The sequence below is a fragment of the uncultured Georgenia sp. genome (assembly GCF_937958535.1).
Classification (GTDB): domain Bacteria; phylum Actinomycetota; class Actinomycetes; order Actinomycetales; family Actinomycetaceae; genus Oceanitalea.
Genome location: NZ_CALGNQ010000076.1, coordinates 1 through 8,513, shown reverse-complemented (window position 1 = coordinate 8,513; position 8,513 = coordinate 1). Strand labels below are relative to the sequence as shown.

11 protein-coding genes are annotated in these 8,513 nt (G+C 73.0%); 7 read left to right on the top strand and 4 right to left on the bottom strand.

What is annotated here, in order from left to right; genetic code table 11:
* Nucleotides 1-77: 77 nt before the first annotated feature.
* Nucleotides 78-1,466, bottom strand: coding sequence for a glycine--tRNA ligase (locus tag Q0195_RS04415; protein ID WP_299275092.1), 1,389 nt, complete (start codon nucleotides 1,464-1,466; stop codon nucleotides 78-80).
* Nucleotides 1,467-1,626: 160 nt separating this feature from the next.
* Between Q0195_RS04415 and Q0195_RS04410 the strand changes: the two genes are divergently transcribed.
* The 5 genes from Q0195_RS04410 to Q0195_RS04390 are packed head-to-tail and all read left to right on the top strand — an operon-like array spanning nucleotide 1,627 to nucleotide 5,257.
* Entirely contained in the window at nucleotides 1,627-2,604 is a 978-nt protein-coding gene (locus Q0195_RS04410; RefSeq protein ID WP_299275089.1) for a metal ABC transporter substrate-binding protein, read from the top strand.
* 47 nt (nucleotides 2,605-2,651) lie between these two features.
* Nucleotides 2,652-3,434 (top strand): metal ABC transporter ATP-binding protein, encoded by a 783-nt coding sequence (locus Q0195_RS04405; protein WP_299275086.1) that lies wholly within the window; start codon nucleotides 2,652-2,654, stop codon nucleotides 3,432-3,434.
* Nucleotides 3,431-4,339, top strand: a complete 909-nt coding sequence (locus tag Q0195_RS04400) for a metal ABC transporter permease (RefSeq protein WP_299275083.1) — start codon at nucleotides 3,431-3,433, stop codon at nucleotides 4,337-4,339. The genes Q0195_RS04405 and Q0195_RS04400 overlap by 4 nt, the downstream gene beginning before the upstream one ends.
* An 8-nt stretch (nucleotides 4,340-4,347) precedes the next feature.
* The gene (locus Q0195_RS04395; RefSeq protein WP_299275081.1) at nucleotides 4,348-4,737 is read left to right on the top strand and encodes a transcriptional repressor; all 390 of its coding nucleotides are present in this window, start codon (nucleotides 4,348-4,350) and stop codon (nucleotides 4,735-4,737) included.
* Nucleotides 4,730-5,257, top strand: a complete 528-nt coding sequence (locus tag Q0195_RS04390) for a VTT domain-containing protein (protein WP_299275078.1) — start codon at nucleotides 4,730-4,732, stop codon at nucleotides 5,255-5,257. Before Q0195_RS04395 ends, Q0195_RS04390 begins: the two co-directional genes overlap by 8 nt.
* A gap of 19 nt (nucleotides 5,258-5,276) precedes the next feature.
* Here Q0195_RS04390 and Q0195_RS04385 read toward each other — a convergent pair whose 3' ends face one another.
* A complete protein-coding gene (locus Q0195_RS04385; protein WP_299275075.1) occupies nucleotides 5,277-6,074 on the bottom strand; it encodes an isoprenyl transferase in 798 nt (265 codons plus the stop codon).
* Nucleotides 6,071-6,802 (bottom strand): DNA repair protein RecO, encoded by a 732-nt coding sequence (gene recO, locus Q0195_RS04380; protein ID WP_299275072.1) that lies wholly within the window; start codon nucleotides 6,800-6,802, stop codon nucleotides 6,071-6,073. Before recO ends, Q0195_RS04385 begins: the two co-directional genes overlap by 4 nt.
* Nucleotides 6,803-6,955: 153 nt before the next feature.
* On the opposite strand from recO, the gene Q0195_RS04375 reads away from it, so the two are divergent.
* Together Q0195_RS04375 and Q0195_RS04370 are read left to right on the top strand one after the other, a co-directional pair.
* On the top strand, nucleotides 6,956-7,465 hold the full coding sequence (locus Q0195_RS04375) for a flavodoxin/nitric oxide synthase (RefSeq protein WP_299275069.1): 510 nt from the start codon (nucleotides 6,956-6,958) through the stop codon (nucleotides 7,463-7,465).
* A 22-nt stretch (nucleotides 7,466-7,487) separates the two neighbouring features.
* On the top strand, nucleotides 7,488-7,970 hold the full coding sequence (locus Q0195_RS04370; protein ID WP_299275066.1) for a GyrI-like domain-containing protein: 483 nt from the start codon (nucleotides 7,488-7,490) through the stop codon (nucleotides 7,968-7,970).
* A 112-nt stretch (nucleotides 7,971-8,082) separates the two neighbouring features.
* On the opposite strand, the gene Q0195_RS04365 is transcribed toward Q0195_RS04370, so the two are convergent.
* The coding region (locus tag Q0195_RS04365; RefSeq protein WP_299275063.1) for an alpha-isopropylmalate synthase regulatory domain-containing protein at nucleotides 8,083-8,513 on the bottom strand (431 nt) is incomplete at its 5' end.

Below are 8,513 nucleotides of genomic sequence, written 5' to 3'. Positions count from 1 at the left end.
CGAGCAGCCCGCGCCCGACGGCGCACGCCGCGGCAGGCCCCGCAGGGCCCGCCGCGGCGGTGGTGGTCAGGCGGCGGTCAGGAGCCGATCAGCCGCTCGGCGAGGTAGCCCTGCACCTGGCTGAGCGCCACCCGCTCCTGGGCCATCGAGTCGCGGTCCCGGATGGTGACCGCCTGGTCCTCCAGGGAGTCGAAGTCCACCGTGACGCAGAACGGGGTGCCGATCTCGTCCTGGCGCCGGTAGCGGCGGCCCACCGCGCCGGCGTCGTCGAACTCCACGTTCCAGTACTTGCGCAGGTCCGCGGCGAGCTCGCGCGCCACCGGGGAGAGCTTCTCGTTGCGCGACAGCGGCAGCACGGCCGCCTTGACCGGCGCGAGCCGCGGGTCGAGGCGCAGCACGGTGCGCTTGTCGACCCCGCCCTTGGCGTTGGGCGCCTCGTCCTCGCTGTACGCGTCGACGAGGAAGGCCATGAGCGAACGGGTGAGGCCCGCCGAGGGCTCGATGACGTAGGGCACCCAGCGCTCGTTCTTCGTCTGGTCGAAGTACGACAGGTCCTGCCCGGAGTGCTCGCTGTGGGTCTTGAGGTCGAAGTCGGTGCGGTTGGCGATGCCCTCGAGCTCGCCCCACTCGCTGCCCTGGAAGCCGAAGCGGTACTCGATGTCCACCGTGCGGCTGGAGTAGTGGGACAGCTCGTCCGGGGAGTGCTCCCGCAGCCGCAGGTTCTCCTCCTTGATGCCCAGGTCGACGTACCAGGCCTTGCGGTTGTCGATCCAGTACTGGTGCCACTCCGCGTCGGTCCCCGGCTCGACGAAGAACTGCATCTCCATCTGCTCGAACTCCCGCGTGCGGAAGATGAAGTTGCCCGGCGTGATCTCGTTGCGGAAGGACTTGCCGATCTGGCCGATGCCGAACGGCGGCTTCTTCCGCGACGCCGTCATGACGTTGAGGAAGTTGACGAAGATGCCCTGCGCGGTCTCCGGGCGCAGGTAGTGCAGACCGGACTCGTCCTCGATCGGGCCGAGGTAGGTCTTGAGCATCATGTTGAAGTCACGCGGCTCGGTCCACTTGCCGCGGGTGCCGCAGTTCGGGCAGGAGATCTCGGCCAGCCCGCCCTCGGGGGCACGGCCCTTCTTCTCCTCGAACTCCTCCTCCAGCTGGTCGGCGCGGTAGCGCTTGTGGCAGGAGAGGCACTCGGTCAGCGGGTCGGTGAAGACCCCCACGTGACCGGAGGCCACCCACACCTGGCGAGGCAGGATGATCGAGGAGTCCAGACCGACCGCGTCCTCCCGGGAGGTCACCATGTGGCGCCACCACTGGCGCTTGATGTTCTCCTTGAGCTCGACACCCAGCGGTCCGTAGTCCCACGCGGACCGAGTGCCGCCGTAGATCTCCCCGCTCGGGAAGACGAAACCTCGCCGCTTGGCGAGGTTGACGACGGAATCCAGTCGAGAAGGCGCTGCGGCCACGTGAATCACTCCAGTCTCGTCAGGTCCGCACCTGGCTGGTGCGCACTCGGCACGGTCCCGGACGGCGCCCGGGCACCGGACTAACCTACCGGTCCGCCGACCTCCGACGCGCACCCGGCCGAGTTGACAATGATTCTCACCCCTCTTGAGAATGAGTCTCATGATCCGCCCTCGCCTCCTCGCTGTCACCTCGCTCGCCGCGGTGGCCCTCACCGGCTGCGCCGCCTTCTCCGACACCGCCCGCGACGACGGCGGCGGCGAGGGCGCCCCGACCGTGCTGGCGAGCTTCTACCCGCTGGAGTACCTCGCCGCCGAGATCGGCGGCGACCGGGTCGAGGTCGGCAGCATCACCCCGCCGGGGGCGGACCCGCACAACGTCGAGCTGGCCCCGCGCACCGTCGCCGAGCTCGAGGAGGCCGCACTCGTCCTCTACGTCTCGGGGTTCCAACCGGCGGTCGACGAGGCGGTCGACGTCACCGGCGCCCGCGCCTTCGACGCCGGCGAGCACACCGCGCTGCTCACCACAGCGCAGACCGGCCACGACCACGCCGACCACGACCACGACCACGCGGACGACCAGGACCACCCCCACGAGGACGACCACGCCGACGGGGCACCGCTCGACCCGCACTTCTGGCTCGACCCGGCGCGCCTGGCCGAGGTGGCCGACGCGCTGGCCGACGAGCTCGCCGAGCTCGACCCCGACGGCGCGACCACCTACCGGGAGAACGCCGACCGCGTCGTCGCCACCCTCGAGGAGCTCGACGCCGAGATCACCGCGGGCCTCGCCCGCTGCGAGCGCCGCACCATCGTCGTCGCCCACGAGGCCTACGGGTACCTCACCACCAAGCACGGCCTCCACCAGGAGGGGCTGTCCGGCATCGACCCGGACGCCGAGCCCTCCCCCGCCCGCCTCGCCGAGATCGCCGACGTCGTCGCCGAGCACGACGTCGACACCGTCTTCGTGGAGTCCCTGCTCAGCCCCGCGGTCAGCGAGGCCCTCGCCGCCGACCTGGGGCTGCGCACCGCTGTCCTCGACCCGCTGGAGAACCAGCAGGACGCCTCCGCCGACTACGTCGACGTCATGCGGGCGAACCTCGGCGCGCTGCAGGACGCCCTGGGGTGTGAGCCGGCATGACCTCCGACCTCACCGTCGCCCGACCGGACGTGACAGCATACGGACCCATGACCCCGCCGGTGCACGTCCGCAACCTCCACGTGACGCTCGGTGGCGCGCGCATCCTCCAGGGGGTCGACCTCGTCGTGCGCGACGGCGAGACCGTGGCCCTCATGGGGGCCAACGGCTCAGGGAAGTCCACCCTCGTCAAGGCGCTGCTCTCCGTGGTGCCGGTGACCTCCGGGACCGTCGAGGTCTTCGGCGTGGACGTGGCCACGGCGCACCGCCGGGTCCCCTGGCGGCGCGTGGGCTACGTCCCCCAGCGGGTGGGAGCAGCGTCCGGCACCCCCGCCACGGCGCTGGAGGTGGTGGCCTCCGGGCTCCTCGACAACGGCCGGCTGCGCCCGCCGCGCGGCTGGCACGACCTCGCCCTGACCGCACTCGACGAGGTCGGTCTGGCCGACCGCGCAGGCGAGACGGTCAGCGTCTTCTCCGGCGGCCAGCAGCAGCGGGTGCTCATCGCCCGCGCGCTCGTGCGGCGGCCGGACCTGCTCATCCTCGACGAGCCGCTCACCGGGATCGACCGCGCCTCCCAGGAGGCCCTGGCCGCCACCCTCACCGGCCTGCGCGAGCGTGGGACGAGCGTGCTCACCGTCCTCCACGAGCTCGGCTCGCTCGCCGGCCTGCTCCAGCGCGCCGTCGTCCTGCGCCACGGACGGGTCGTCCACGACGGCGCTCCCCCACCGGCCGCACCCGGCCACCGCGGCCCCGAGCACGAGCACCTCCACCCCCACGACGAGGACGACGTGCCCGACCCGCACGGCCCCGAGCTGCGCCTGGAGCTGTCATGAGCCTGCTCCTCGACATGGTCACCAGCCCGCTCATGCAGCGCGCCCTCATCGTCGCGGTGCTCGTCGGGCTGGTCGCCCCGGTCATCGGCACCTACCTCGTCCAGCGCCGCCTCGCCCTCCTCGGCGACGGGATCGGGCACATGGCGCTCACCGGCGTCGCCGTCGGCTGGCTGGTCGGCGGGGCGCTGAGCCTGAGCCCGCACGACGTGCTCGCCGTCCCGGGCGCCGTCGTCGCCTCCGTCGTCGGTGCCGTGCTCATCGAGGTCGTCCGCGCACGCGGCCGCACGAGCGGCGACGTCGCCCTCGCCCTCCTCTTCTACGGCGGCATCGCCGGCGGCGTCCTGCTCATCGGGATGGCCGGGGGCACGACCGCCAACCTCACCGGGTACCTCTTCGGCTCGATCGCCGCGGTCACCCTCACCGACCTGTGGCTCACCGTCGCGCTCGCCGTGGCGATCCTCGCCGTCGGGATCGGGCTGCGCCCCGCGCTGTTCGTGCTCTCCCACGACGAGGAGTTCGCCCAGGCCAGCGGCCTGCCCGTGCGGCTCCTCAACATCGTCGTCGCCGTGCTCGCCGCGCTCACCGTCTCGGTGGCGATGCGCGTGGTCGGGGTGTTGCTGGTCTCCGCGCTGATGATCGTGCCGGTCGCCTCCGCCCAGCTCGTCATGCGCTCCTTCCGCGGGACGATGACGCTGGCGATGGCGATCGGGGTGGCGGTGAGCGTCACCGGCCTGTCCCTCACCTACGCCTACCCGCTGTCGCCGGGGGCGATGATCGTCGTCCTGGCGATCGGCGTCTTCGGCGTAGTATCGCTGGTACGTCCGTTGCTCGGGCGTCGACGTCCGTCGTCCGACCCGCACCCGGACGTGCAGGACGATGTCGAGCTGGTTCGCGAGGAAGCATGAGACCCCGGATGACACGGCAGCGCGCCGCGGTCAGCGCCCTCCTCGAGCGCACCGACGACTTCCGCAGCGCGCAGCAGCTGCACGAGTCCCTGCGCGAGGCCGGTGACACCATCGGGCTCGCCACCGTCTACCGCACCCTGCAGGCGCTGGCGGAGGCCGGTGAGGTCGACGTCCTGCGCACCGACGACGGCGAGGCGCTCTACCGCCGCTGCGAGAGCGTCAAGCACCACCACCACCTCGTCTGCCGGCGGTGCGGCACCACCGTGGAGATCAGCGGCGGGCTCGTCGAGGCGTGGGCCGAGGAGATGGCCGCGACGCACGGCTTCACCGAGCTCGAGCACACCTTCGACCTCTTCGGGCTGTGCGCCGCCTGCTCCCGCTCGGACGACCGTGCCTGAGTACCTGCCCGACTTCCTCTCCGGGCTGCCCTTCTGGCTGGTCTTCGGCTTCCTCCTCGTCGGGGCCATGCTCCGCGGCCAGGGGACGTACTGGATCGGGCGCATCGCCACCGTCCAGGCGCTCAAGCACATCCACCCCACCGGCGGTTGGCAGCTGCGGGCGCACCGGGCGCTGAGCGGGGAGGGGGCGCAGCGGGGCGTCGACGCGATCCGCCGGTGGGGGCTGGTCATCGTGCCGGTCGCCTACCTCACCGTGGGCTTCCAGAGCATGGTCATGCTGGGCGCCGGGATCCTGCGGATCCACTGGCTGCGCTTCACCCTGGCCCAGGTCCCCGGGGCGATCGCCTGGGCGGCGATCTACTCCACGATCGGGTTCGCCGTGTGGAACGCCGCGCTGGCCGCCGCGGCCGGCTCCCCCGCAGGCATCGCGGTGCTGCTCGGCCTGGTGCTCGCCGTCGTCGCCCTCCTCGTGCTGCGTCGGCGCCGGGCCCGTGAGGTGGAGGACGACCTCCTCCCCTGAGGAGACCGGGCGGGGCGGGTCAGCGGACGCCGTCGCTCGCCGGAGGCTTGGCGGCGTCCACCGCGCCGCCGTACCGGCGGTCCCGGGAGGCGTAGATCTCGATCGCCCGCCACAGGCTGCGACGGTCGACGTCCGGCCAGTGCTCCTCGAGGAAGACGAGCTCGGCGTAGGCGGACTGCCAGAGCATGAAGTTGGAGATCCGCTGCTCACCGGAGGTGCGCAGGAACAGGTCGACGTCGGGCAGGTCGGGCTCGTCGAGGTAGCGCGCGATGGTCCGCTCGGTGACCCGCTCCGGGTCGAGGCGGCCGGCGGCCACCTCGCGGGCGACGGCGCGGGCGGCGTCGGCGATCTCGGCGCGTCCGCCGTAGTTCACGCACATCGTCAGGGTGCACACGCTGTTGCCCGCGGTGAGCCGCTCGGCCTCCTCGAGCTCGGCGATGACCGACTTCCACAGCCGCGGCCGGCGCCCGGCCCACCGCACCCGCACGCCCCACTCGTTCATGATGTCGCGGCGACGGCGGAGCACGTCGCGGTTGAAGCCCATGAGGAAGCGCACCTCCTCCGGGGACCGCTTCCAGTTCTCGGTGGAGAAGGCGTAGGCGGACACGTGCGTCACGCCGATCTCGATGGCGCCGGCGACCACGTCGAGCAGGCTCGCCTCCCCGGCCCGGTGCCCCTCGGTGCGGGGCAGGCCGCGGGCGTTGGCCCACCGCCCGTTGCCGTCCATGACGATGGCCACGTGCTTGGGCACGAGCCGGGGGTCGAGGCGCGGCGGGCGGGCCCCGGAGGGGTGCGGCGGGGGCGGGAGGGGTGTCACACCCGCTCCACGTGCCGCAGCGAGCGCAGCTGGCGCTCCAGGTGGTACTGCAGGTGGGCGGCGACGAGCCCGGAGGCCTCGTCCCGCTCACGCCGGCCGGAGGCCTCGGCGGCCGCCCAGTCGCCCGACAGCAGCGCCCCGAGGAGATCGAGCGTCCCCGGTGCGGGGGCCGAGGAACCCGGTGGGCGGCAGCGCTCGCACATCGCCCCACCCTGGGCGACGTGGAAGGCGTGGTGCGGCCCGGGACGTCCGCACTGGGCGCAGTCGTCGAAGCTCGGCGCCCAGCCGGCCACGGCCAGCGCGCGCAGCAGGTAGGAGTCGAGGACGAGCCGTGCGGGGTGACGGCGGGTGGCCAGCGCGTGCAGGGCGCCGACGAGGAGGAGGTACTGCTGGGGCGTGGGCTCCTGCTCCTCCTCGGTGAGCCGCTCCGCGGTCTCGACCATCGCGGTGGCCGTCGTGTACAGGGCGTAGTCGACCCCGATGGTGCGGCCGTAGGGGGCCTGGACCTCCACCTGGGTGATGATGTCGAGGCTGCGTCCGCGGTGGAGCTGGACGTCGACGAGCGTGAACGGCTCCAGCCGCGCCCCGAACTTCGAGCTCGTGCGACGCACACCCTTGGCCACCGCCCGCACCCGCCCGTGCCGCCGGGTGAGCAGCGTGATGATCCGGTCGGCCTCCCCGAGCTTGTGGGTGCGCAGCACCACGGCCTCGTCCCGGTAGAGCTTCACCGCGCCATTGTCGCGCGAGTGGTGGGCGGGCGGCGAACCGGCTCGCCGGACCTTCGGCCCTTCCGTCCGCACTGCACGCGCCCTACCGTGGTACCGAGAGCTCCGGACGCGAACACCGCTCCGAGTGCTCGGCTCGCGAGGAGGTGGGCCACGATGGACGCAGCAGTGGTGTACGAGTCGGCCTGGGGCAACACCCGGGCCGTGGCCGAGGCCGTGGCCGCCGGGATGAGCGGCCGGGTGCGCGTCGAGCTCTTCGACGTCGAGCACGCACCCGCACCGCACGAGCTCGCGGTCGACCTCCTCGTCGTCGGCGGCCCGACGCACGCCCTGGGGATGAGCCGGCCGAGCACCCGCCAGGACGCCGCCGACCGCGGCGGCCACGCCCTGCAGCGCGGGATCCGGGAATGGCTCGAGGGCACGGAGCCGCTCGATGTCCGGGCGGCCGCGTTCGACACCCACGTGCGGCACCCCAACCTGCCCGGCCATGCCGGCCGGAAGGCGGCCAAGGTGCTGCGCCGGCGCGGGGCCGACCTCATCGCGGCACCGGAGAGCTTCTACGTCCGCGACGCCGAGGGACCGCTGCTCGACGGCGAGCTGGAACGGGCCCGGACCTGGGGGGCCGAGCTCGCCGGGCTGCTGCCCCAGCACAGCTACACTGCCTGACGAGACAGACCGGGAGGACCTCATGATCGCCATCTCGCTCATCGACGTCGAGGAGCGGCCCACCGTCGGCGTCCGCCGCCAGGTACGGATGACCGAGCTGTCGGACTTCTTCGCCCGGGTGTTCGACGACGTCGCTGCCCAGGTCGAACGCGCCGGCGCCCGGATCGCCGGTGCGCCCTTCGCGCGCTACCGCGGGGTCCCCACCGACGTCGCCGACGTCGAGGCGGGCTTCCCGCTGACCGAGCCGTGGAGCGGCGACGGTGAGGACCTCGTGGCCGGGACGCTGCCGGCCGCCCGGGCGATCGAGGCGATCCACCAGGGCGGCTACGACGCGCTGCCCGAGACGTACACACAGATCGAGCAGTGGGCGGTGGAGCACGACGTCCGCACCCAGGCCGACATGTGGGAGGTCTACGAGGCCGGCCCGCAGTCCGACCCCGACCCGGCCACCTGGCGCACCCGGATCATCTGGCCCGTCGCCCGCACCGAGGTCGAGGGCGCCTGACCTGACGCGCAGCAGCGCGGGGCCCGAGGGTGCCTGACCGCACCTGCGGCGGGGCAGCGCCCAAGCCTGCGGCGGACCGCCGACGCCTTGGGCCGGCCGCCGGCGCGGCCCGCTACCGCACGGCGCGGTTGACGGCGGAGACGATGGCCTGGAAGGAGGCCGTGGTGATCGACGGGTCGATACCCACCCCCCACAGCACCTGGCCGTTGACCTCGCACTCGACGTAGGCCGCGGCGGTCGCGTCCCCCCCGGTGGACAGCGCGTGCTCGGCGTAGTCGAGCACGTTGACCTCCACGCCGAGCTCGGCGAAGGCGTTGGTGAAGGCATCCACCGGGCCGTTGCCCGTGGCGGTCAGCGCCCGCTCCTCACCGCCGTCGACGAGGGTGACGGACAGCGTGGCGCCCTCCCCCTCGCCGCCGGAGGTCAGCGTGGTGCCGCGCAGCGCGAAGCGGCCCCAGCGCTCCAGGCCGGAGTCGGCCGGCGCCGGGAGGTACTCGTCGCAGAAGATCTCCCACAGCCGCTCGGCGCTGATCTCCCCGCCGT

Coding starts and splice junctions, on each gene's coding strand:
- Q0195_RS04410 (WP_299275089.1), top strand. CDS start 1,627: ATGATCCGCCCTCGCCTCCTCGCTGTCACCTCGCTCGCCGCGGTGGCC.
- Q0195_RS04405 (WP_299275086.1), top strand. CDS start 2,652: ATGACCCCGCCGGTGCACGTCCGCAACCTCCACGTGACGCTCGGTGGC.
- Q0195_RS04400 (WP_299275083.1), top strand. CDS start 3,431: ATGAGCCTGCTCCTCGACATGGTCACCAGCCCGCTCATGCAGCGCGCC.
- Q0195_RS04395 (WP_299275081.1), top strand. CDS start 4,348: ATGACACGGCAGCGCGCCGCGGTCAGCGCCCTCCTCGAGCGCACCGAC.
- Q0195_RS04375 (WP_299275069.1), top strand. CDS start 6,956: ATGGACGCAGCAGTGGTGTACGAGTCGGCCTGGGGCAACACCCGGGCC.
- Q0195_RS04370 (WP_299275066.1), top strand. CDS start 7,488: ATGATCGCCATCTCGCTCATCGACGTCGAGGAGCGGCCCACCGTCGGC.